Raw genomic sequence first — 22,891 nt, 5'->3', positions numbered from 1 at the left:
TCACTGGCTTTGCGCCGGCGCGACCCGCGGAATCCGGCCGCGCGGTCCGATGGTGGTCGCCAGGTGATGCAGCATCGCCACGAAGGTGACCGCCCACACCGCGAGGGCGATCCAGCTTTCGACGTCGCCGATGCGCTCGACGATGGGCAGCCGGTCGGCCTGCCCGAGGTAGTCGCCGCCCACCCCGTACATGCCGAGCGGGAACACCACACTCCACAGGGGGGCCTCGTAGCGCAGCGGGACGCGGCGCACCACGTGGCGCCAGATCCCGGCGGCGACGAGCGGCGCAAGCAGCCAGCTGCCGAAGGCCCAGAAGACGACCGACGTCCCGGCGACCAGGCCGCGCGTGGCGGAGACCATCGGCGCGTTCGCCATCTCGACGATGCGGGCACCGGCCACCACCGTGATCGCGGTGGCGCCCATGGCCACCCAATACGGCGGGGTGAGATCCTCGGGGCGCAACGGGTAGACCACCATCCGGGCGGCGACGAACACACCGACGGCCCCATACAGAAACACGCCGACCGACCAGGAGAACACCGCCAGCAGGGCCAGTTCCCGACGGCCCTGTCCCAGAGCGGGTTCCAGCGTCGCGGCCAGCACGGCGACCGACTGGCTGGCGACCACCCAGATGAACCACGTCCCGTTCGCCCGTTGCAGCACCGGCCGCAGGGGGGTCTGCAGGACGGCCATCCAGGGAACGAGGTAACCGAGGGTCACCCAGGCCAGCCAGGCGACCGTCAGCAACGCGAACGCGGGCGCGTAGTGGTCGTCGACGGCCAACCGGGTGCCCAGCACGTCGGCGGCGGCGACGAAGGTGAACACCCCGAAGGCGCGGCCGGGGTCCGCCAGGTCGCGGGCGAACTGCTTGCGGAAGAGCACCAGCCGGGTGGTTGTCACCGCCACCAGCACGGTGAACTCGACGCCGGCCAGCCACAGCAGCACCACCGAGAGCGCGTGGGCGCGTTGGTGATACATCGCTACCGAGAGGATGCCGGTGGCCATCACCAGCGCGAAGTAGCCGGGATTCAGCGTGCGCACCGCCTCGAGGGCGCTTGCGCGGCAATCCCCGCGCGGCTCGGTCATGGCCTCCTCCGCGGCCCGCTCAGCCCGTGTGGTTGAAGTTTCCGGCGATCCCCGACAATATCTCCGGGTGTTGCAGGAAGGGCGTGATGATGTCGACCGGCAGCGGGAACACCACGGTCGAGTTTTGATCCGCCCCCAGCTCCAACAGCGTCTGCAGATAGCGCAGCTGCAGCGAGGCCGGGTTCTTCGACAGGGTCTCCGCGGCCTGCCGCAGCTCTTCCGACGCCTGCAGCTCGCCCCGGGCGTTGATCACCTTCGCGCGCCGCTCGCGTTCGGCTTCGGCCTCGCGGGCCATCGCCCGCTGCATCGACTCCGGTATCTCGACGTCCTTGATCTCGACCACCCGAACCTGGACGCCCCACGGTTCCGTTTGCTTTTCGATGATCGTGCGCAGGTCGCTGTTGAGATCTTCCCGGTGTGCCAGCAGGGTGTCCAGGTCGGCGCGGCCCAAGAGCGATCGCAACGTCGTCTGCGCGATCTGCGAGGTCGCGACGGCGTAGTTCTCCACCGCCAGAATCGCTTTCATCGGATCCGTCACCGAGAACATCACCACGGCGTTGACCCGGGCCGGCACGTTGTCGCGGGTGATCACCTCTTGCGGGGGAATGGTCAGCGTCACCAACCGCTGGTCAACGCGAACCATCTTGTCCACCAAGGGAATCAGGAACCGCAGTCCCGGACGGTACAGCGGGCGGACGTGGCCCATCCGGAACACCACGCCGCGTTCGTACTCGCGCAGCACCGCCAGCGACACCACCGACAGCGCGACCGCGACCACGATCACCGCGGCGACGACGCCGATCACAAGCCCAGTCACAATGTCTTATCCTCCTTGCCTTCCCAGCCGCCCCAACGAGTGGAGTAGCGGTCGATCGCCGCGGCGACCTGGTCCTCCTGCGCGCTGCGGTGCGGGAGATAGTCGGGCGCGTTGGACGGGGTGTTCCACAGGTGGCGGGCCAGCGGCAGCCCCAGCACGACGACGACCACCACGGTGCCCGTCAGCACCAGCACATCACCGACGGAATGGTTGGCGATCAGCGTCGCCAGCGGCAGCACGACCCCGAATGCGGCCACGGCGCAAGCGATCCCGCGATGGAACCGGCCCGCATCCGAGTGCGGCCAGGGGTCGACGTCGCGACTGATCTCCCGGCCGTGATCCGACGTCGTGCAACCCGATTTGGCGGGGCAGCTGTTGCACACCAGCGGCAGCGCCCGGTACCGCATGACCCGGTGCCGCGGGTCGAACGAAGTCGGCCACAGCCAGTGGTCCTGTGGGCAGACCCAGGCGTCGTGGTCGGGCCGATAGACGAATCGACCCGTGCGCCACTGCGCGGCGCGCGCCGAGGCCCGCCGCGCCATCGCGTCGAAACTCCACCCGATGGCGAGCAGCGCCAGCGAGTACCCGGCGAACAGCCATACCGTCGTTGCCGGCGCCGCCATCGCTCAGTCCTTGGCCTGCGCGACGGCGCCGGCTTCCGACTCGGTGTAGAGCGGGTGCTCGGGCAGCTCCTGAACGCTGGAACCGGACCGGAAGTTGCGCAACGCCGTCCAGGCGATCCAGATGAACGGCAGCACACCGCCGACGATCATGATGATGTCACCGGGCATCCGCAGCCATTCGATCACCGCGTTGCCGGGTTTGGTGATGTAGCCCAGCGACCGCGCGTCGAAGTAGCCGTTGTTGACCGAGTGGTAGAGCTGCAGCACACCGAGCGGCAGCAGGGTGACGAACACCATCCAGGCCAGCCCGATGTTCATGGACCAGAACGAGATTCGTGCCAGCTTCTCCGGCCACTTGTCGGCGGGGATCGCGTACCGGAACGCGAACATGGCCAGGCCCACGGCCAGCATGCCGTAGACGCCCATCATCGCCGCGTGCGCGTGGTTGGCCGTCAGCGCGGTCCCGATCTGGTAGTAGGACACGATGGGCAGGTTGATCAGGAATCCAAAGATGCCCGCGCCCAGGAAGTTCCAGAACCCGACCGCGACCAGGAACATCACCGCCCAGCGATGCGGGAACGGGTTGGTGTCGCCGGACTGCTGGCGCGAACCCAGCTGCAGGAACGCCCACGCCTCGACGGTCAGGAAGGTCAGCGGGATGACCTCGGCCGCCGAGAAGAACGCGCCCAGCGCCATGTGCTCCACCGGGGTGCCGGAGAAGTACAGGTGGTGCATGGTGCCGATGACGCCTCCCGCGGAATACAAGATGACGTCAAGGAAGATCACGCCCAGCGCGATTCGTTCCCGCACCACGCCCAGCAGCACGAACATGTAGGCCACCATCACGGTGGTGAACAGTTCGAGGAAGTCCTCGACCCACAGGTGCACCACCCAGAACCGCCAGAACTCGGCGACGGTGTAATGGGTGCCGCTGCTGGCCAGCAGCCCGACGGTGTAAAAGGTCGGGATCGCCAGCCCGGAGAAGAAGAACAGCCACGGCATGTTCATCTTCGACTCGTTCTTGAGCCTGGCCCGCATGCCGCGGTAGATGATCGCGATCCACACGAACATGCCGACGATCAGCAGGATCTGCCACAGCCGCGGCAGGTCGAGGTACTCCCACTGCTGGGACAACAGCGTGCCGTGCGGGATCACCCCGTAGATGGACAGCGCCTCGGAAATCAGCGAGCCGAAAACCACCACCGCGACCGCGCCCAGCAGCACGTACGCCAGCAAGCCCTGGCGGCGCGGCTCCCGGCGGGCGATGAACGGCACCAGGAAGATGCCGCCCGCGAGAAACGCCGCGGCGGTCCAGAACAGCGCCAGCTGCACGTGCCAGGTCCGGGCCAGGTTGTACGGCAGCAGCCGGGCCAGGTCGAGGCCGAAGAAGTTCGACAGATCGGCCCGGTAATGCTCGGCGGCGGCGCCCAGCAGCGTCTGCGCCAGGAACAGCACCGACACGATCGCGAAGAACCAGATGGTGGCCCGCTGCGCCGGCGTGAGGCTGACCTCCCCGGGTTGGCGGAAGGACAGCGTGGACGTCTCGGCGCTGTGCCAGCCGACCTTCTGGCTCCAGCGCCCATAGATCGCGAACATGACCCCGATGCCGCCCAGCAACGCGATCAGCGACAGTGCCGACCACACGATCACCGGTGCGGTCGGGCCGTTGTCGACCCGGGACTCCGACGGCCAGTTGTTGGTGTAGGTGTATTTGTGGCCGGGGCGTTCGGCCGCGGCCGCCCAGGCCGTCCAGGCGAAGAACGCCGTCAGGTCGTGGATCTGCGCCTTGTCGGTGATCATTTGCGGCCGCAGGCCGTATTTCGTCGAGTTCTCACCGAAGTAGGCGGCGTAGTGGCTCTCGATGCGGTCGAACGCCGCGGCCTGCCGGTCGGTGAACACCACCGTCTTGGTCGTCGGGTTGTAGCGGTTGGTCCGGAATTCGGCGACCACCCGATCGTGCGGGTCGGCGACGCCCTGCGCCCGCAGCTGGTCGGCGACGTCCTGCGTGGCCATCCGCAGGTACTCGGCGGTGTAGTCGGGTCCCAGGTAGGCGCCGTGGCCCAGCACCGACCCGTACTCCATCAGCCCGCGGGCCTGGTAGAGCTCCTGGCCGCGGGTGATGTCCTGCCCGCTGAACAGCACCTGGCCCGATTCGGTGACGACCTTGTCCGGCATCGGCATGGAAGCCGAGTAGGTGCGGTAGGCCAGGATCCCCATCACCAGGAAGCCGAAGATCATCACCAGGGCGACACCCTGGATCCAGCCTCTCCCTACGAGTGGTTGCGACGACGAAGTCTGTTCCTGGGTTTCTTGGGTCGCCATCGAAGAGATTCCCTTCTGGGCAGTGGGGCGTGGTGTGCGCACGCGGCGGTCGGATGAACCTCAAACTGTGTGTCGCGTCACAACCGTAAATTGCGCCATTGCAGATGAAAAGGGACCAACGGCATCCAAGTGGTGACCATCGCCCCTGTGCAGCGGCGCGCCCGGCCCATAGCGTATGAGGTAGATAATTACCTTTGCTAAGGAGATTCCGATGAGCGACATTTATCCCGCCCCGTCGGTCGTCGTCGGTATCGACGGGTCAAGGGCGGCAATCTATGCGGCGCTGTGGGCCGTCGACGAGGCTGTCGCCCGGGATATCCCGCTGCGGCTGGTGTATGTCATCGATCCGCGGGGCGCCGGCCCGAAGGGAAACCCGCACGGCGCCGCCCGCGCGGCGCTGTATGCCGCCTACCGGGCCGTCGACGCCACCGGCAAGCCGGTCAAGGTCGAAACCGAGATCCTGTGGGAGCGGCCACTGACCAAGCTGATGCAGGAATCGAGGTCGGCGGTCCTGGTCTGTGTCGGGTCGATCGGGCTCAATCACGCCCGCCGCGTCGGCGGTACCGTCGCCGCGAGCCTGGCCGAGTCGGCGTTGTGCCCGGTGGCCGTGGTTCACCGCCCGCCTGGCGGGCCGGCAGCCCCCGAGGCCAGCGAGGTCGTCGTGCAGGGGGACAATGGTTCGGTGCTGCGACACGCGTTCGACGAGGCCAGGCTGCGCGCGGTACCGCTGCGGGTGCTCTCGGCACACACAGCCGCGACCCGCGAGGCGGCCGGAAACCGTTTGGCGCAAGCGCAATTGAGCCGCCGGCTGGCCCGCTTCACGCCGCTGTACCCCGACGTCCCCGTCGACTCGGCGGTCATCCGCGGCAGCGTCGCCCAATACCTGAGGGCCAACGCGAACGCCGGGCAGTTGTTCGTCACCGATACGCACGCCGCCAACGACGTGTGCGGGGCCTACAGCGTGGGATGCTCGGTGCTCACCGTGCGGTGCGGCAACTTGTAGGGAGTGGCGCCTTGGTAAAGGTCTTCTTGGTCGACGATCACGAAGTGGTGCGGCGGGGGCTGATCGGCCTCCTGGGGGCGGACCCCGAACTCGACGTCGTCGGTGAGGCGGGCTCGGTCGCCGAGGCGATGGCCAGGATTCCGGCGGCGAAACCCGACGTCGCTGTGCTCGACGTCCGGCTGCCCGACGGCAACGGCATCGAGCTGTGCCGGGATCTGTTGTCGCGCATGCCGGATCTGCGCTGCCTGATCCTGACGTCCTACACCTCCGACGAGGCGATGCTGGACGCGATCCTGGCCGGCGCCAGCGGCTACGTCGTCAAGGACATCAAGGGCATGGAGCTGGCGCAGGCCGTCAAGGAGGTCGGCGCCGGGCGATCGCTGCTCGACAACCGGGCCGCCGCCGCGCTGATGGCCAAGCTGCGGGGCGCGACCGAGAAGTCCGACCCGCTGTCGGGTCTGACCGACCAGGAGCGGACGCTGCTCAGCCTGCTCAGCGAGGGGCTGACCAACAAGCAGATCGCCGACCGGATGTTCCTGGCCGAAAAGACGGTGAAGAACTACGTGTCCCGGTTGCTGGCCAAGCTGGGCATGGAGCGGCGCACCCAGGCCGCGGTGTTCGCGGCGGAGCTCAAGCGGTCCCGGCCGCCCGGTGAAGGGCCATGACGGGACGTGACCCCCGCGACGGGGCGGGCGATGCCGGCATGCGGCCGCTGCGCCACACCCTTTCCCAGCTGCGGCTGCGTGAGCTCCTGGTCGAGGTGCAGGACCGGGTCGAGCAGATCGTCGAGGGCCGCGACCGCCTCGACGGCCTGGTGGAGGCCATGCTGGTGGTCACCTCGGGCCTGGAGCTGGACGCCACCCTGCGCGCGATCGTGCAGTCGGCGACCAGCCTCGTCGATGCCCGCTACGGCGCCCTGGAGGTGCACGACCAGGACAACCGCGTTCTGCACTTCGTCTACGAAGGCATCGACGAGGAAACCGTCCGGCGCATCGGGCACCTGCCCGAGGGCCTGGGCGTCATCGGTCTGCTCATCGAATACCCCAAACCCCTTCGACTGGACAACATTTCGCTGCACCCGGCGTCGGTGGGCTTTCCGCCGCACCACCCGCCGATGCGGACCTTCCTGGGGGTCCCGGTGCGGGTGCAGGACAGTTCGCTGGGCACCCTGTACCTGACCGACAAGACCAACGGGCAGCCGTTCAGCGAGGACGACGAGGTGCTGGTGCAGGCGCTGGCCGCGGCCGCCGGGATCGCGATCACCAATGCCCGCCTCTACCAGCAGGCCAAGGAGCGGCAGTCGTGGATCGAGGCGACCCGCGACATCGCCACCGAGCTTTTGTCGGGAACTGAGCCCGCGGCGGTGTTCCGCCTCGTCGCCGAGGAAACGCTCAAGCTCACCGGCGCCGACGCGGCGCTGGTGGCGATTCCCGTCGACGACAGCCGGTCCGCGGCCGACGTGCGCGAGCTGCTGGTGATCGAAACCGTCGGCAGCGCAGTGGCTTCCACCGTCGGGCGAACCATACCGGTGGCGGGCAGCTCACTGGGAGACGTGTTCGTCAACAGCACACCGCGGCGGGTCGAGGGCATCGACCTGGACGGCGTCGACGACCTCGGGCCGGCGCTGCTGCTGCCGCTGCGCACCACCGACACCGTCGCCGGCGTCGTCGTCCTGCTGCGCCAGGGTTCCTTCACCGACGAACAGCTCGAGATGATGGCCGCGTTCGCCGATCAGGCCGCGCTGGCCTGGCAGCTGGCCACCTCGCAGCGCCGGATGCGCGAACTCGACGTGCTCACCGATCGCGACCGCATCGCGCGCGACCTGCACGACCACGTGATACAGCGGCTCTTCGCCGTCGGGCTGGCGCTGCAGGGCACCGTCCCGAGGACGCGGGATTCCGAAGTGCAGCAACGGCTTTCGGAAGCCGTCGACGACCTGCAGGGCGTCATCCAGGAGATCCGGACGACGATCTTCGACCTGCACGGCGCCGCGCAGGGCATCACCCGGCTGCGGCAGCGGATCGACGAGGCGGTCAACCAATTCGCCGGCTCCGGGCTGCGCACCAGCGTCCAATTCGTCGGGCCGTTGTCGGTGGTCGACGGCGCGCTGGCCGATCACGCAGAGGCGGTGGTGCGCGAGGCGGTCAGCAACGCGGTTCGTCATGCGGAGGCGACCACGCTGGCGGTCAGGGTCAGCGTCGGTGACGAGTTGTGCATCGAGGTGAGCGACAACGGGCGGGGGATGCCCGACGAGTACACCGGCAGTGGCCTGATCAACCTGCGGCGCCGGGCCGAACAGGCGGGCGGGGAGTTCACGATCGAAAGCGCGCCGGGCACCGGCGGAACGGTGTTGCGGTGGTCAGCCCCGCTGCTCCAGTAGCCCGGGCCACTGGACGACGTCTGAAAGCTCGCGCCGCGGCGTCGGCGGCAACGGGTCGGCGTTGACCGGGGCCCACCCCACCCGGAGCAGCATCTGCGGGTAGCCGCTGGAGCCGAACACGTCCGCGCGCACCGCCTCACGGGTTTCGCCGATCTCCAGCGGTTCGCTGATCGGGCAGCACGCCAGCCCCAGCGCCGTCGCCGTCAGCGACACCACGCTGGTGGCTTCCCCGGCGCGCAGCCGCGACAACCGGTCATCCCCTTCGGTGCCCAGCGCCACGATAGCGGCGCCGTCGTCGGCGGGCGGGGCGGCCGACGGGGTCAGGCCCGGGCCCGCGAAGAGGCGACCCGGGATCGGGGCGGTTCGCTCGGATGGCGGTGTGCTCCTGGCCGGCACCCCGGCGACCGAACCGTACCGTCCCGTCCACGTGGTGAGTTCCCGCATGTAGTCGGGGTTGGTCGCGTGTTCCCGGACCGCTTGGGCGACAATCTTATTCATCCTTTCCACGCTGTCGACCTGACGCAGCATCACGCCGTTTCGAGCCGCCCGCGCGGCCATCAACGCGATGTCACCCTTGGCCACCGGCCACGAGCTGTAGGCCCGCCGGTCGGTACGGCGCCGCGGGATGGCGGCCGCCAGCGCGATGTCGGCCTGGTCGGGGGCGTGCGGCTCGACCTCGATGGTGGCCAGGTGGCTGGGGTCGTCGGGGTCCGGAAAGCGGTGCGCCTTGGCCTTCCAACCCATCGCGTCCAGGGCGACGACGCAGTGGTGCAACGCGGCCCCGCAGCTGAGCATCAGTTCCCGCCCGTCGGGATCGGTGTTGGGCAACTGCATCTCGGGCTCGCAGTACAGGTCCAGGCTCGTCGTGCCGACCCGCCAGCGCCACGGCTGGGTGTTGTGAATGGACGGCGCCCGGGTTGCCAGGGCCAGGACGTCGCGCAGGGTGTCGGCGTCTGGGAAAAGGGCGTTCATGTCTGCCTCCCCGGTCCGACACGCCTCGCCGTCGGCGACTGTGATCACGCTTCCCAGGATCGCGCGATGCGACCGGCCTGGTCAGAGCAGGAAGCCATCGGGATCGAAGGACCTTCGGCCCTGCCACGGACGCCGTTCGCGGCGGATAGTGGTACTGCGGGTTGCAGATAACTCCGATCGGTCGGGAGGCGCGGACCATGAACCACCTAACGACGCTGGACGCCGGGTTTCTCAAGGTGGAAGACGCGGATCGGCGCATCAGCCTGGCCATCGGCGGCCTGGCGGTCATCGAGGGGCCGCCACCGAACCAGGAGGCGCTGCTCGCCGAGCTCGTCCCGCGCATGAGCGCGTGCCCCCGGTTGGGGCAGCGGCTGCGATTGCGGCGGTTCGACCTCGGCGCCCCCCAATGGGTGAACGATCCCACCTTCGACGTCCGCCGGCACGTGCGCCGCGTCGCGCTGCCGCAGCCCGGCGACGACCAAGAGCTGTTCAAGGTGGTCGCCGACGTGATGGCGCGGCGGCTGAATCGTGACCGGCCGCTGTGGGAGATCTGGGTCATCGAGGGCCTCGCCGGCGACCGGTGGGCGATGCTGACCAAGGTTCACCACTGCATGGCCGACGGAATCGCGGTCACCCACATGTTCGCCGGGCTCTGCGACCCGGACGGCACGGGCCTGGGCGACAGCTTCGCGCACCACATTCGCGCGGCCCGGAACTCGGCCAGGGACTCGAAAAGCGCGGCGGCAACTGCCAATCCGCCGGGCGTGCTCGACGGGCTGTGGAACCTGTCGACCGCGATCACGGTGGGCGCGGCCCGGGCGGCCCGCGGTGCCGCCGAGATCGCGGTCGGCCTGTTGCGCCCGGCCCCCTCGCCGCTCAACGGGCCGATCGGCGACCTGCGCCGCTACAGCGGGGCCCGGGTCCGGATGGCCGACATCGAGCGGGTGCGCCGGACGTTCGGCGTCACCGTCAATGACGTTGCGCTGGCGGCGATTACCGAAAGCTACCGCGCCATGCTCATCGACTGCGGCGAGCGCCCCCTGCCGGAATCGCTGTGCACGCTGGTCCCGGTGTCGATGCGCTCGCCCGACGCGTTCCACGAGACCGACAACCGCGTGTCGGTGATGCTTCCGCGGTTGCCGGTCGACGTGGAGAACCCGGTGGAGCGGTTGCGCACCGTGCACGCGCGACTGGACAGGACGAAGGCGAGCGGCCAGCGGCAAGCGGGAAATGCCTTCGTGGCCATGGCAAATCAGCTGCCGTTCGCGCTGACATCGTGGGCCTTTGGGCTGCTGTCGCGACTGCCCCAGCGTGGAGTCGTGACCGTCGCCACCAACGTGCCGGGCCCGCGCCGGCCGCTGCGGGTGATGGGCAGGCGGGTGCTGGAGGTCTTCCCGGTTCCGCCGATCGCGATGCAACTGCGAACCGGCGTCGCGATGCTCAGCTACGCCGACGAGCTGTTCTTCGGGATCCTCGCCGACTACGACGGGGTGCCCGACGTCGAGCAGCTGGCCCGGGGCATCGAAGCCGCGGTGGCCCGGCTGGTGGCGATCAGCAAGCGGCGCAAGGCTCCTCGCACCCGCGGACCGCTGTCCCTGGTCGTGTGACGATGGGTGAGACTCACCCGGACTCCGGCCCGAACCTGAAGTGGCGGCCGGTGATCTCGGATGGGGTCACGCGGACGTAGTGGACTTTCGGTGTCGCGGTCCACGGTATGAGTTGGGCCCTTTCGGCTTCCGCGATCTCGGCCTCGGTCCGCAGCCGCCTCGCCCGCCCCCGGACGATGACGCTCCAGCCATCGGCGGTCTCGTGGTCGTCGGCCTCGAACAGCACGGTGTTGTTGGCCACGGCGGAAAACAGTTTGGTGCCCTCGGAGGTTCGAAACAACACGGTCCGGTCCTGGACGACGAAGTTCACCGGGAAGATCTCGGGCTCACCGGCAAAGCTGGTGACCAGCCGGCCCAGGGCGACGCCGCCCAGCCGGCGCCAACTCTCGTCTTCCGACAGGATGGTTACCGGGTCGTCGGTCATGGCCCCAACCTTTCCTTGCGCGCGACCGGCATTCAAGCCGCCGCGCACGAGAGCTAGCGAATCTCGAGGACGTCGTGCAACGGCCGCCGCGGTGTCGGTGCCGGGAGCGCCTCGAGCGGCGGCGCTATCCCGACGCGGACCAAGACCTGGGGTTCGCCGTGCCCGACGAGGTCGCGGACGATGTCGCGGCTCTCCTCCGATTCGATCAGATGGGTCAGCGTGCACGTCGCCATGCCGGCGGCGGTGCATTCGACCAACACCGTGGACAGCGCTTCGCCGCACCGCAATACGTCGGCCCGGGTGTCCCCGGGGGTGGACAGCACGAGGACTTGCGACCAGTCCGCGCCGATCTCCGGGCGCCGATCCTGGTGGCTTCGGACCGGGAAATCCCGGCCCACATCGACCCGGTAGCCCTCGACATCCGACGCCAGGGCGCTCGGCGGTATGCCGTCGGCCAACGCGAACGGCGAAGTCCACCATTGGAGTTCGAGGTGATACGACAAATCCTCGTGCCGCAGCGATTCGCTGACCCGGGAGGCCTCCGCGAGTTGCGGCCGCCGATCGTCGGACAGGACGTCGAGCGTCACGACGCCGTCGTCCAACGCGCCGCGCAGCACGGGTTCGAACCGATCCCAGTACGTGGGCCTGCCGAACGCGAGCCGATCGGTTCGGCGCAGCGCGATCGCCTGCGCCCGTTCCCGCTGCGCCTCGGTGACGTGATCCATCGGGCTCAGCTCGATCGAGGCCAGGCGATCGGGATCGCTCGGGTCGGGCAGCCGGGTGATGGTCGGCAGCCAGCCGGCCGCGGTCATCGCGATGCGAAAGTGGTCGAGCGCCGCGCCGCAACTCAGGATCGCGTCGCGGCCGGATCGGTCGGTGGCGGGCACCGTCCGGTGGCGATCGACGAACAGCTGGACCACGCCGTCGCGCAGCACCCACCGCCAGGGCTGGCTGTTGTGCACGGACGGAGCCCGGCAAGCCAGCATGACCGCCGCCTCGAGTCGCTCCACGTCCACGCCGTCGACGCTACGGTCAGCCGTCGGGGGCCAGTAGGGGCCTTCGTCCCCTTACCGGCCCGCAGAAGGCACTTGTCTGGCATCCTGATCGCATGGCGCGCGGCGAAATCGATCCCATCCGGGCAAGGAGTGCCCTCGCGGTGATCAGGCAGAATCCCGGCATCGTCGTCTTCGCGGTGTCGCCGGCGCTGGTGGCGCTGGCCGTCATCTGGTGGCTCGCCGGCGCCGGCTGGGCCATCGCCACGGCCATCCTGCTGCTGATCGCGGGCACGGCCGCCGTCGTCTTGAAGCGCTGACCCGGCGCCATGCGTTCGTGGTGGGGCTGGGGCACCGTCGAGGACGCGCTTTCCGAGCACGAGACACGTGATCTGGTCGCGCGCACAGCGACGCTGTTGACGGGTCACGACCTGACCGATCACCAGCCGCCGGATCCCGACGCGCTCGGCTTGGCCGCGCCGCGGGTGACCCCGCCGTCGGCGCTGGCCGGCCTGTGCTCGGCCGACCCCGTCGATCGGGCGGCCCACGCGCACGGCAAGGCCTTTCGCGACGTCGTGCGCAACCTGCGCGGCCGCCTCGACCACGTCCCCGACCTGGTCGTGCGGCCGCGCCGCGAGCAGGACGTGGTCGACGTGCTGGATTGGTGTGCGCGCCAAGCGATTTCGGTGATCCCCTACGGCGGCGGCAGCTCGGTGGTCGGCGGGGTGGAACCGCGCTTCGACGGGCCGGCGGTCACGGTGGACACCACCGCCATGGGCGCGGTGCTCGAGCTCGACCGCACCGGCCGATGCGCCCGGATCCAGGCCGGCGCGCTGGGCCCGGCGCTCGAAAACCAGTTGCGGCCACACGATTTGACGCTGCGGCACTATCCGCAGTCGTTCGGGTTCTCCACCCTCGGCGGCTGGCTGGCCACCCGCTCCGGCGGGCACTTCGCCACGCTGTACACCCACATCGACGACCTGACCGAATCGCTGCGGGTGGTCACCCCGGCCGGGGTGAGCGAGTCGCGGCGGCTGCCGGGATCCGGTGCCGGGCCGTCGCCGGACCGGCTGTTCCTCGGCTCCGAGGGCACGCTCGGCATCATCACCGAGGCGTGGATGCGGCTGCAGGACCGGCCCAGGTGGCAGGTCACCGCGTCGGTGGCGTTCGACGACTGGTCCGCCGCGCTGGCCGCGACCCGCACCATCGCGCAGGCCGGCCTGTACCCGTCGAATTGCCGGCTGCTGGACCCGGCCGAGGCGTTCCTGAACGCGGGCGCCGCGGTCGGGGGAGGGATGCTCGTACTGGCCTTCGAGTCCGCCGACCATCCGGTGGACCCGTGGCTGGACCGGGCGTGCGAGATCGTCGCCGCGCACGGCGGCACCGTGACCGCGCGGCGTGCCCGCGAAAACGGCGGCGAGGCAACCAAATCCGACGCCTCCGGGAACTGGCGCTCGGCCTTCCTGCGCATGCCGTACCAGCGCGACGCGCTGGCGCGGCGCAGCGTGATCGCCGAGACGTTCGAAACGGCGTGCACCTGGGACCGATTCGAGGCGCTGCACGACGCGGTGACCGCGGCGGCGCGGGCCGCGATCGAACGGGTCTGCGGGACCGGCATCGTCACCTGCCGGTTCACCCACGTCTATCCCGACGGCCCCGCCCCCTACTACGGCATCTACGCCGGCGGGCGATGGGACTCCCTGGACGCACAGTGGGACGAGATCAAGGCCGCCGTCTCCGAGGCGATCATCGCCGCCGGCGGCACCATCACGCACCACCACGCGGTCGGCCGCGATCACCGCCCGTGGTACGACGCGCAGCGCCCGGACCCGTTCGCGGCGGTGCTGCGCGCGGCGAAGTCCGCGCTCGACCCGGCCGGGATCCTCAACCCCGGGGTGCTCGTCGACCCGTGATCAGCCGTCGTGGCCGACGCGCAGCAGCTCGGCCAGGCTGGGCAGCTTGACCCGGGGCCGCCCGTGCGGCTCCCCGGCGGCGCGCTCGTGGCGATCGATGATCTCCCAGTGCGCGGAGGTGACCAGCTTCGGCTGCCGCGAGGCCAGCCAGTCGGCCAACTTCTCGGCGTGGTCCTCGGGGAAGTCGGCCAGCCCGTTGGCGCGTTTCAGGTCCGCCAGCAGTGTGTCGACGGTGTCCTGGGAGTCCTTCTTGTTGGTGCCGATCACGCCGGTCGGCCCGCGCTTGATCCAGCCGACGACGTACTCGTTGCGGCTGCCCTCGACCCGGCCGTTGGTGTTGGGGATGGTTGCGCTCTTGTCGTCGAACGGCAGCCCCGGGGTGGGCACGCCGCGGTACCCGACCGACCGGACGACCAGCTGAGCGGGGAGTTCCTCGCGCTCGCCGGTGTCCTTGGCCGTCACCCGCCCGTTCTGGTCGGTGACGAGCTCGTTGCGGCCGAGCAGGATCCGCTCCACCCTGCCCTCGCCCTTGATCTCGATCGGGGAGGTCAGGAAGCGGAACACCATGCGGCGGTGTCCCGGCCGCGGCTCGCGCCCCGCGTAGTCGCGCAGCACCTTGATGTTCTGCTTGCAGACCTTGCCCACCGCGGCGGCGTCCTCGTCGGTGATGCCCTCCAGGTCCGCGGGGGCGACGATGACGTCGACGCCTTCGAGGTCGGCCAGCTCGCGCAGCTCGAGCGTGGTGAAGGCGGTCTGCAGCGGGCCGCGCCGGCCGACGATCACCACCTCCTGCACGCCGCACGGGCGCAGCGACTCCAGCGCGTGGTCGGCGATGTCGGTCCGGGCCAGCTCGCCCGGGTCGGTGACCAGGATGCGCGCCACATCGAGCGCGACGTTGCCGTTGCCGATGACGACCGCGCGGGCGCCCGACAGGTCGGGCGATATCTGCTCGAAGTTGGGGTGCGCGTTGTACCAGCCCACGAAGTCGACGGCGGCGACACTGCCCGGCAGGTCCTCGCCGGGGATGTTGAGCGTGCGGTCGGACTGCGCTCCGACGGCGTAGATCACGGCGTCGTAGTGCTCGGCGAGCTCGGCGGACTCGAGGTGCTCGCCCACGACGACGTTGCCGAAGAAGCGGAAGCGGGGGTCCTCGGCGGTCTTCTCGAATTGTTTGCTGATCGACTTGATCTTGGGGTGGTCGGGCGCGACGCCGGAGCGCACCAGCCCCCACGGCGTCGGCAGCATCTCGAGCATGTCGACGGCCACGTCGATGTCGTCGGAGGTGTCGGCGGCCTTCAGCAACGATGCTGCGGCGAAGAACCCCGACGGTCCGGAACCGACGATGGCGACGTGGTAGGGGCGCATACTCGGATGCTAAACGCTGGGCCCGCGCCGGTAACGTGGGCGGTTGTGGAACCCGACCGTCAAGCCGACATCGCGGCCCTCGACTCCACGCTGACCACGGTGGAGCGGGTGCTCGATATCGACGGTCTGCGCGGCCGCATCGAGAAGCTCGAGCACGAGGCGTCCGACCCGAAGCTGTGGGACGACCAGGCCCGCGCCCAGCGGGTGACGAGTGAGCTTTCCCACACGCAGGGGGAGCTGCGCCGGATCGAGGAGCTGCGGCGGCGCCTCGACGACCTGCCGGTGCTCTACGAGCTCGCGGCCGAGGAAGAAGACGGGGCCGAGACGCTGGCCGAGGCCGACGCCGAGCTCAAGGCGCTGCGCGCCGACATCGAGGCCACCGAGGTGCGCACCCTGCTGTCGGGCGAGTACGACGAGCGCGAGGCGCTGGTCACCATCCGTTCCGGCGCCGGCGGCGTGGACGCCGCCGACTGGGCCGAGATGCTGATGCGGATGTACGTCCGCTGGGCCGAGCAGCACAAGTATCCGGTCGAGGTGTTCGACACCTCCTACGCCGAAGAGGCCGGGATCAAGAGCGCGACGTTCGCGGTGCACGCGCCGTTCGCGTATGGCACGTTGGCGAGCGAGCAGGGCACCCACCGGCTGGTGCGGATCAGCCCGTTCGACAACCAGAGCCGCCGTCAGACGTCGTTCGCCGAAGTCGAGGTGCTTCCGGTGGTCGAAACCACCGATCACATCGACATTCCGGAAGGCGATGTGCGCGTTGATGTTTACCGCTCCAGCGGGCCCGGCGGCCAGTCGGTGAACACCACCGACTCCGCGGTTCGTTTAACCCACGTGCCAACGGGTATCGTCGTGACTTGTCAGAACGAAAAGTCGCAATTGCAGAACAAAGTTTCGGCAATGCGGGTACTCCAAGCAAAGTTGTTGGAGCGCAAGCGATCAGAAGAACGCGCCGAGCTTGACGCGTTGAAGGGCGAGGGCGGCAGTTCGTGGGGCAACCAGATGCGCTCCTACGTGCTGCACCCGTATCAGATGGTCAAGGACTTGCGAACCGAGTACGAGGTGGGCAATCCGGCGGCCGTCCTGGACGGAGACATCGACGGGTTCCTGGAAGCGGGGATCCGGTGGCGCAACCGAAAAGATGACGACTAACACCACTGTTCTTGCCGCATCGATGGGGCAGCGCTGGCACGACTTTTGGCGCGGCGACGTCGGCGACTGGATCATCACCCGCGGTCTGCGGATTGCCATGCTGCTGATCGCGGCCGTGCTGGCCGCCCGCTTCGTCAGCTGGGTGGCGCAACAGGTGACCCGGCAGCTCGACGTGGGCTTCGCCGAGAGCGACGCGCTGGTGCGCTCGGAGGCGACCAAGCACCGCCAGGCCGTCGCGTCGGTGATCCAGTGGGTGTCGGTGGTGATCATCGCGATCTGGGTCATCCTGCAGATCGCCAGCGTGCTGCAGTTCTCGGTGGGCGGGCTGATCGCGCCCGCCACCGTGCTGGGCGCGGCGCTGGGTTTCGGGGCCCAGCAGGTGGTCAGGGACCTGCTCGCGGGGTTCTTCATCATCGTCGAGAAGCAGTACGGCTTCGGCGACCTGGTCACCCTCACCATCGTGTCGGCGACCGAGGCCAGCGGCACCGTCGAGAACGTGACGCTGCGGGTGACCCGGCTGCGCTCGCCGGACGGCGAGGTGCTGACCATTCCCAACGGCCAGATCGTCAAGGCGGTGAACCTGTCCAAGGACTGGGCGCGCGCGGTCGTGGACATCCCGGTGTCGACCAACGCCGACCTCAACCGGGTGAACGAGGTCTTGCACCAGGAATGCGAGCGGGCGATGGACAACCCGGTCCTGGGCGCGTTGCTGCTGGACGAGCCCACCGTGATGGGTGTGGAGAGCATCCAGCTCGACACCGTCACCCTGCGACTGGTGGCCCGCACGCTGCCCGGCAAGCAGTTCGAGGCGGGCCGGCAGTTGCGGGTGCTGGTCATCCGGGCGCTCGCCCGCGTCGGGATCGTCACCTCGGCCGACGCGACGGTCGGTGTCGTCGACGACGCCGCCATGCCGCCCGCCGAGGTCGCCGAGGCCCAGGACGAGGGCCCGGATCGGGTGCGCCAGCGGTGAAGCTGACCTTCAATATCTTCGAGAAGGGCGACGACGACGAGAAGCAGCGTCGTCCGCTGAGCCACCTGTTCGGCGGCCGGGTCCGCACCTCGACCGTGGTGTTGATCGTGGCGTTCCTCGCCATGTGGTGGCTCTACGACACCTACCGCCCCGAACCGCCGCCCAAGCCGGCGGCGCCGCAGGTGGTGCCGCCTGGCTTCGTGCCCGACCCCAACTACACCTGGGTGCCGCGCAGCAGGGTGCAGCAGCCGCCGGCGACCGTCACGGTCACGCCGACCACGACCACCCCGCCGCCCCCGCCACCGCCGCCACCGGTGACCACGACCACGCCGCCGCCGTTCGTGCTGCCGCCGCCGCCGTGTTTGCTGCCACCGCCCTTCTGCCCGCCGAGCACCACCGCGTCGCCCACGCCGCAGCAACCTCAGCCGGGGCCCGGCCCGGCGCCTGCGACGACGCCACCCGCCAGCTGATCGTCCGGGCCAGCGAAATTCACCGCTACACTGGCGTGCCGTGATGATCACCCTGGACCATGTCAGCAAGAAGTACAAAGCGTCGGCCCGTCCGGCGCTGGATGACATCAACGTCAAGATCGACAAGGGTGAATTCGTCTTCCTGATCGGCCCCTCCGGCTCGGGCAAATCGACGTTCATGCGGCTGCTGCTGGCCGAGGAGACACCTAACACCGGCGACATCCGGGTTTCGAAGTTCCACGTCAACAAGCTGCCCGGCCGGCACGTGCCGAAGCTGCGGCAGGTGCTCGGCTGCGTGTTCCAGGATTTCCGGCTGCTCCAGCAAAAGACGGTGTTCGAGAACGTCGCCTTCGCGCTGGAGGTCATCGGCAAACGCAGGGACGCGATCAATCGGGTGGTGCCCGACGTGCTCGAGACGGTCGGCCTGTCCGGCAAGGCCAACCGGCTGCCGCACGAGCTGTCGGGCGGCGAGCAGCAGCGGGTCGCGATCGCCCGCGCGTTCGTCAACCGCCCGCTGGTGCTGCTGGCCGACGAGCCCACCGGCAACCTCGACCCGGACACCAGCAAGGACATCATGGATTTGTTGGAGCGGATCAACCGCACCGGCACGACGGTGCTGATGGCCACGCACGACCACCACATCGTCGACTCGATGCGGCAGCGGGTGGTCGAGCTGTCTCTGGGCAGGCTGGTTCGCGACGAACAGCGCGGCATCTACGGGATGGATCGCTAAGTGCGCTTCGGTTTCCTGCTCAACGAGGTCCTGACCGGCCTTCGTCGCAACGTCACCATGACGGTCGCGATGATCCTGACGACCGCGATCTCGATCGGCCTGTTCGGCGGCGGCCTGTTGGTGGTGCTGCTGGCCGACCACTCGCGCGCCATCTACCTCGACCGCGTCGAAACGCAGGTCTTCCTCACCGAGGACGTCTCCGCCAACGATCCGGCGTGCGGCACCGACCCGTGCAAAGCGCTGCGCGCGCTGATCGAGAAGCGACAGGACGTCAAGTCGGTGCGATTCCTCAACCGCCAGGACGCCTACGACGACGCCATCCGGAAGTTCCCGCAGTACAAGGACGTCGCCGGAAAGGATTCCTTCCCGGCGTCGTTCATCGTCAAGCTGGAAAACCCCGAGCAGCACAAGGATTTCGACTCCGCGATGCAGGGCCAGCCGGGTGTGCTCTCGGTGCTCAATCAGAAGGATCTGATCGACCGGCTGTTCGCGGTGCTGGACGGCTTGAGCAACGCCGCCTTCGCCGTGGCGCTGGTCCAGGCCGTCGGCGCAATTTTGTTGATTGCCAACATGGTTCAGGTCGCGGCGTACACGCGGCGCACCGAGATCGGGATCATGCGACTGGTCGGGGCCAGCCGCTGGTATACCCAGCTGCCCTTCCTGGTGGAGGCGATGGTCGCCGCGGCCGTCGGCGTGGGCATCGCGATCCTCGGCTTGATCGTGGTGCGGGCGTTCTTCCTGGACAATGCGCTAAACCAGTTCTACCAAGCCAATTTGATCGCGCGCGTCGACTACGCCGACATCCTTTACATCTCGCCGATTCTGTTATTGCTCGGCGTGTCGATGGCCGGCCTGACCGCCTATGCGACGTTGCGGCTCTACGTGCGGCGGTAGTAGCTGTGGCCAAAAATTCGGGCCGGGACCGGGCCGCGGGCGGCAAGCGTGACAGCAAACGAATCGTGGCCACCAATCGCAAAGCGCGGCACAATTATTCGATTGTCGAACTTTTCGAGGCCGGAGTGGCTTTGCAGGGCACCGAGGTGAAGAGCCTCCGGGAGGGGCACGCCTCGTTGGCCGATGCGTTCGCAACCGTTGACGACGGCGAGGTTTGGTTGCGCAACTTGCACATTCCGGAGTATCAGCACGGTAGCTGGACCAACCATGACCCACGCCGCAATCGAAAGTTGTTGTTACATAGGCAACAAATCGACAGACTGGTCGGCAAGATACGGGATGGTAACCTCGCCCTCGTGCCTCTGTCTCTGTATTTCTCCGAAGGAAAGGTCAAGGTTGAGCTGGCGCTTGCCCGCGGCAAGCGCGCCTACGACAAACGGCAGGACATGGCCCGCCGCGATGCGCAACGTGAAGTGCATCGCGTACTGGGGCGGCGAGCCAAGGGCATGAACTGATCGGGGCGGCTTACGCCCAGCTGTCGGCCGTCACGTACGGCGTCAGCGATTTTGTGGGCGGCGTAGCCGCTCGACGGGTGGCCGCGCTGCGAGTGATGCTCGTGGCCTATCCGATCGAGACAGTGATCCTGGGTGTGCTCGCCATCGCAGTCGGCGGCCCGATCCAGCCCGGCGCGCTGCTGTGGGGCGGCCTGTACGGGATCGGCATGGCGTTCGGCATGTGGGCGTTCTTCGCCGCGCTGGGGGCCGGGCCGATCTCGGTGGTCTCCCCGCTGGCGGCCGTGCTCAACGCCGCGGTGCCCGTCGCGGTCGGGGTGGCCCTGGGGGAGCGGCCCGGCCAGGCGGCCTCCCTGGGCGTCGCGCTGGCCCTGGTCGCGGTCATGCTGGTCAGCCGCGAGACCGTCGTCAAGGGCGGGACGCCGTATCGGTTCACCCCGAAGGTGGCCTGGCTCACGATCGTCGCGGGCTCGGCGATGGGACTGAACCTGGTGTTCCTGCACCAGGCGCCCCACGCCTGCAAGCTCTGGCCCCTGCTGTTCGCCCGGGTGTCCGCGACCGCGGTGATATTCGTGATGTCCGCGCTCAGCAACAACCTGGCGCTGCCGCGCGGGAGGCCGCTGAAGCTGGCACTCGGCGTGGCCCTGCTGGACATCTGCGCCAACGTCACCATGCTGCTGGCGCTGCACACCTGGCTGCTCTCGCTGGCCAGCATCTTGATCTCGCTGTATCCGGCGGCGACGGTGGTGCTTGCGATGGTGGTGCTGCGCGAGCGGGTGAATCGCTGCCAGGGGGTTGGCATGGTGATGGCCATGGGCTCCGTGGCGATGATCGCCGCGAGCTAGGCCGCCGTCGGCTTAGGATTCCGTCCATGGCCACGCGTCCCGTCACCGAACTCGACAAGTCCGAGGTGCTGTCCGGCCTCTTCGCCGTATGGGACGACATCGACGGGCTGCTCGACGGGCTGCCCGAGACGGACTGGCGGGCGGCCAGCCCGCTGCCGGGCTGGGACGTCAAGGCCCTGGTATCGCACATCGTCGGCACCGAGTCGTTCCTGGCCGGCATCGCGGCGCCGGAACCCGACGTCGACGTCGCCGCGCTCGACCACGTGCGCAACGGCATCGGAGCCATGAACGAGTGCTGGGTGCGTCACCTCAGCGGGGAGCCCGGCGCCGCCGTCCTGGAGCGGTTCCGCGCGATCACCCGGGATCGCCGCGCCGCCCTGACCGGCCTGTCCGACGACGAGTGGAACGCGGTCACGGCGACGCCCGTGGGCCCGGAGAGTTACGGCCGGTTCATGCGGGTGCGGGTGTTCGACTGCTGGATGCACGAGCAGGACATGCGCCAGGCCCTGTCGCAGCCGTCGTCCGGCGACGAGCTCGGCGGGGCCCCGTCGCAACTATCCCTCGACGAGGTCGCGGCCAGCATGGGCTACGTGGTGGGCAAACTCGCCAAGGCGCCCGACGGGTCGCGCGTCCTGTTCGAGCTGACCGGACCGGTGGCCCGCGACATCCGCGTCAGCGTCGACGGTCGGGCGCAGGTGGTCGACGACTTCGGCGGCCAGGAGCCGACGGCCACGATCCGGCTGGACGGGCTGCAGTTCACCAGGCTTTCCGGCGGGCGCCCGATGAGCCCCGCGCGCAGCCAGGACATCGAGCTCGGCGGCGACGAGGACCTGGCCGCCCGGGTCGTCGAGCACCTGAACTTCGTGATCTGACCGCAGCCCGGCGGGGAACATAATTGCGTTGCCGCTGGTTGATAGCGGCGTACCATTGATAGTCCTGCCGAAGGTCGGCGGGGATGAGCGATAGACATGGGGCTGAAAGGTTTCGACATCGCGCATCGAATCAAGGGAAGCGTGCCGGTGCAGGCAAGAGACCACCGTAAGCGTCGCTGCAAATATATAAGCGCCGATTCACATCAGCGCGACTACGCTCTCGCTGCCTAAGCGACAGCTAGTCCGTCAGCCCGGGAACGCCCTCGGCCCGGAGCCTGGCGTCAGCTAGAGGGATCCACCGGTGAGTCCGGTCGCGGGACTCACCGGGACATACACAGCGACTGGGATCGTCATCCCGGCTAGTTCGCGTGACCGGGAGATCCGAGTAGAGGCATAGCGAACTGCGCACGGAGAAGCCTTGAGGGAATGCCGTTGGACCCGGGTTCGATTCCCGGCAGCTCCACCAAGAAAGTGCTGTTCAAAGCGACAAATTGGGTACGCGCCGCAACTACGTCAATAGGCGTGGGTTGGATTATGCCCGGGGTGAGCGGCTTTAATCGTCATGACACCGCGACTAGCGCGACTAGAAGGAGAGGCCTTCATGACCCATCGCCGTCTTGCTTGGGCGCTCGGCGCGGTGGTGGTGATGGCGGTCATCATTCCCGTCGAGGCCCATGGCCAGCCGCCGACGAAGTGTCTGACCAACACTCCCACGGGCAAGCAGGTCTACGTGCCCTGCGATCTGCTCAACGCCGGCGCCAATTTTCCGCCTGGGCAGCGTTGTCCTCCACCGCTCGAGCAGTACCCGAAAGATGTGGCGGACTGGTGTGGCGAAGGCCCGGGCCTTGCGAGTCCCGCGCCCGCGAGTCCCGCGCCCGCGAGTCCTACGAGCCCCACAAGTCCTACGAGCCCTGTGCGGCCTACGAGCCCCGTGAG

Annotated in this window: 22 protein-coding genes and 1 other RNA gene; 15 read left to right on the top strand and 8 right to left on the bottom strand. The window is 68.7% G+C overall.

The genetic code is table 11. From position 1 onward, the window contains the following. The 4 genes from OQ968_RS12430 to OQ968_RS12415 are packed head-to-tail and all read right to left on the bottom strand — an operon-like array spanning position 1 to position 4,848. The gene (locus OQ968_RS12430) at positions 1 to 1,086 is read right to left on the bottom strand and encodes a tellurite resistance/C4-dicarboxylate transporter family protein (RefSeq protein WP_324678155.1); all 1,086 of its coding nucleotides are present in this window, start codon (positions 1,084 to 1,086) and stop codon (positions 1 to 3) included. Between the two features lie 19 nt (positions 1,087 to 1,105). Then, positions 1,106 to 1,903 carry a slipin family protein gene (locus OQ968_RS12425; RefSeq protein WP_324678153.1) on the bottom strand — a complete coding sequence of 266 codons (798 nt, stop codon included), beginning with the start codon at positions 1,901 to 1,903 and terminating at the stop codon, positions 1,106 to 1,108. Continuing rightward, positions 1,900 to 2,526, bottom strand: coding sequence for a hypothetical protein (locus OQ968_RS12420; protein ID WP_324678151.1), 627 nt, complete (start codon positions 2,524 to 2,526; stop codon positions 1,900 to 1,902). The genes OQ968_RS12425 and OQ968_RS12420 overlap by 4 nt, the downstream gene beginning before the upstream one ends. A gap of 3 nt (positions 2,527 to 2,529) precedes the next feature. Beyond that, positions 2,530 to 4,848: a nitric-oxide reductase large subunit gene (locus OQ968_RS12415; protein ID WP_324678149.1), complete on the bottom strand. Its 2,319-nt coding sequence runs from the start codon at positions 4,846 to 4,848 to the stop codon at positions 2,530 to 2,532. Between the two features lie 211 nt (positions 4,849 to 5,059). On the opposite strand from OQ968_RS12415, the gene OQ968_RS12410 reads away from it, so the two are divergent. The 3 genes from OQ968_RS12410 to dosS are packed head-to-tail and all read left to right on the top strand — an operon-like array spanning position 5,060 to position 8,231. Then, a complete protein-coding gene (locus OQ968_RS12410; RefSeq protein ID WP_324678147.1) occupies positions 5,060 to 5,851 on the top strand; it encodes a universal stress protein in 792 nt (263 codons plus the stop codon). Between the two features lie 11 nt (positions 5,852 to 5,862). Continuing rightward, positions 5,863 to 6,516 (top strand): hypoxia response regulator transcription factor DosR/DevR, encoded by a 654-nt coding sequence (dosR, locus tag OQ968_RS12405; RefSeq protein WP_324678145.1) that lies wholly within the window; start codon positions 5,863 to 5,865, stop codon positions 6,514 to 6,516. Continuing rightward, entirely contained in the window at positions 6,513 to 8,231 is a 1,719-nt protein-coding gene (gene dosS, locus OQ968_RS12400; RefSeq protein WP_324678143.1) for a hypoxia sensor histidine kinase DosS/DevS, read from the top strand. The genes dosR and dosS overlap by 4 nt, the downstream gene beginning before the upstream one ends. Here dosS and OQ968_RS12395 read toward each other — a convergent pair. Next, positions 8,211 to 9,203, bottom strand: a complete 993-nt coding sequence (locus tag OQ968_RS12395) for an Acg family FMN-binding oxidoreductase (RefSeq protein ID WP_324678141.1) — start codon at positions 9,201 to 9,203, stop codon at positions 8,211 to 8,213. The genes dosS and OQ968_RS12395 overlap by 21 nt on opposite strands. Positions 9,204 to 9,400: 197 nt before the next feature. On the opposite strand from OQ968_RS12395, the gene OQ968_RS12390 reads away from it, so the two are divergent. Beyond that, on the top strand, positions 9,401 to 10,810 hold the full coding sequence (locus tag OQ968_RS12390; RefSeq protein WP_324678139.1) for a wax ester/triacylglycerol synthase family O-acyltransferase: 1,410 nt from the start codon (positions 9,401 to 9,403) through the stop codon (positions 10,808 to 10,810). A 13-nt stretch (positions 10,811 to 10,823) separates the two neighbouring features. Here the strand turns inward: OQ968_RS12390 and OQ968_RS12385 are convergent, their stop codons facing one another. Next, a complete protein-coding gene (locus OQ968_RS12385) occupies positions 10,824 to 11,234 on the bottom strand; it encodes a pyridoxamine 5'-phosphate oxidase family protein (RefSeq protein WP_324678138.1) in 411 nt (136 codons plus the stop codon). 53 nt (positions 11,235 to 11,287) lie between these two features. Continuing rightward, complete coding sequence (locus tag OQ968_RS12380; protein ID WP_324678611.1) at positions 11,288 to 12,220, bottom strand: Acg family FMN-binding oxidoreductase; 933 nt, start codon at positions 12,218 to 12,220, stop codon at positions 11,288 to 11,290. Positions 12,221 to 12,342: 122 nt separating this feature from the next. Between OQ968_RS12380 and OQ968_RS12375 the strand changes: the two genes are divergently transcribed. After that, on the top strand, positions 12,343 to 12,546 hold the full coding sequence (locus tag OQ968_RS12375; RefSeq protein ID WP_324678136.1) for a hypothetical protein: 204 nt from the start codon (positions 12,343 to 12,345) through the stop codon (positions 12,544 to 12,546). A 9-nt stretch (positions 12,547 to 12,555) separates the two neighbouring features. Then, positions 12,556 to 14,139 (top strand): FAD-binding oxidoreductase, encoded by a 1,584-nt coding sequence (locus OQ968_RS12370; RefSeq protein ID WP_324678134.1) that lies wholly within the window; start codon positions 12,556 to 12,558, stop codon positions 14,137 to 14,139. Here OQ968_RS12370 and OQ968_RS12365 read toward each other — a convergent pair whose 3' ends face one another. Continuing rightward, positions 14,140 to 15,504 carry an FAD-dependent oxidoreductase gene (locus OQ968_RS12365; RefSeq protein WP_324678132.1) on the bottom strand — a complete coding sequence of 455 codons (1,365 nt, stop codon included), beginning with the start codon at positions 15,502 to 15,504 and terminating at the stop codon, positions 14,140 to 14,142. It lies immediately after the preceding gene. Positions 15,505 to 15,549: 45 nt separating this feature from the next. Between OQ968_RS12365 and prfB the strand changes: the two genes are divergently transcribed. The 9 genes from prfB (at position 15,550) to ssrA (ending at position 22,421) form a co-directional block, all read left to right on the top strand. After that, on the top strand, positions 15,550 to 16,659 hold the full coding sequence (gene prfB, locus OQ968_RS12360) for a peptide chain release factor 2 (RefSeq protein WP_324678130.1): 1,110 nt from the start codon (positions 15,550 to 15,552) through the stop codon (positions 16,657 to 16,659). Next, on the top strand, positions 16,649 to 17,629 hold the full coding sequence (locus tag OQ968_RS12355) for a mechanosensitive ion channel family protein (protein ID WP_324678128.1): 981 nt from the start codon (positions 16,649 to 16,651) through the stop codon (positions 17,627 to 17,629). Before prfB ends, OQ968_RS12355 begins: the two co-directional genes overlap by 11 nt. Then, on the top strand, positions 17,626 to 18,099 hold the full coding sequence (locus tag OQ968_RS12350) for a hypothetical protein (protein ID WP_420715898.1): 474 nt from the start codon (positions 17,626 to 17,628) through the stop codon (positions 18,097 to 18,099). The genes OQ968_RS12355 and OQ968_RS12350 overlap by 4 nt, the downstream gene beginning before the upstream one ends. Positions 18,100 to 18,142: 43 nt before the next feature. Further along, the gene (gene ftsE / locus OQ968_RS12345) at positions 18,143 to 18,832 is read left to right on the top strand and encodes a cell division ATP-binding protein FtsE (protein ID WP_324678607.1); all 690 of its coding nucleotides are present in this window, start codon (positions 18,143 to 18,145) and stop codon (positions 18,830 to 18,832) included. Then, a complete protein-coding gene (ftsX, locus tag OQ968_RS12340; RefSeq protein WP_324678126.1) occupies positions 18,833 to 19,726 on the top strand; it encodes a permease-like cell division protein FtsX in 894 nt (297 codons plus the stop codon). 5 nt (positions 19,727 to 19,731) lie between these two features. Beyond that, complete coding sequence (gene smpB, locus OQ968_RS12335) at positions 19,732 to 20,241, top strand: SsrA-binding protein SmpB (RefSeq protein ID WP_324678124.1); 510 nt, start codon at positions 19,732 to 19,734, stop codon at positions 20,239 to 20,241. Further along, positions 20,238 to 21,083, top strand: coding sequence for an EamA family transporter (locus tag OQ968_RS12330; RefSeq protein ID WP_324678604.1), 846 nt, complete (start codon positions 20,238 to 20,240; stop codon positions 21,081 to 21,083). Before smpB ends, OQ968_RS12330 begins: the two co-directional genes overlap by 4 nt. A 26-nt stretch (positions 21,084 to 21,109) precedes the next feature. Next, on the top strand, positions 21,110 to 21,955 hold the full coding sequence (locus OQ968_RS12325) for a maleylpyruvate isomerase family mycothiol-dependent enzyme (protein ID WP_324678122.1): 846 nt from the start codon (positions 21,110 to 21,112) through the stop codon (positions 21,953 to 21,955). 98 nt (positions 21,956 to 22,053) lie between these two features. Then, positions 22,054 to 22,421, top strand: a transfer-messenger RNA (tmRNA) gene (ssrA, locus tag OQ968_RS12320). Positions 22,422 to 22,891: the final 470 nt, after the last annotated feature.

The sequence above is a fragment of the Mycobacterium sp. 663a-19 genome (assembly GCF_035616495.1).
Taxonomy (GTDB): domain Bacteria; phylum Actinomycetota; class Actinomycetes; order Mycobacteriales; family Mycobacteriaceae; genus Mycobacterium.
This window is presented reverse-complemented; position numbering and strand designations above follow the sequence as displayed.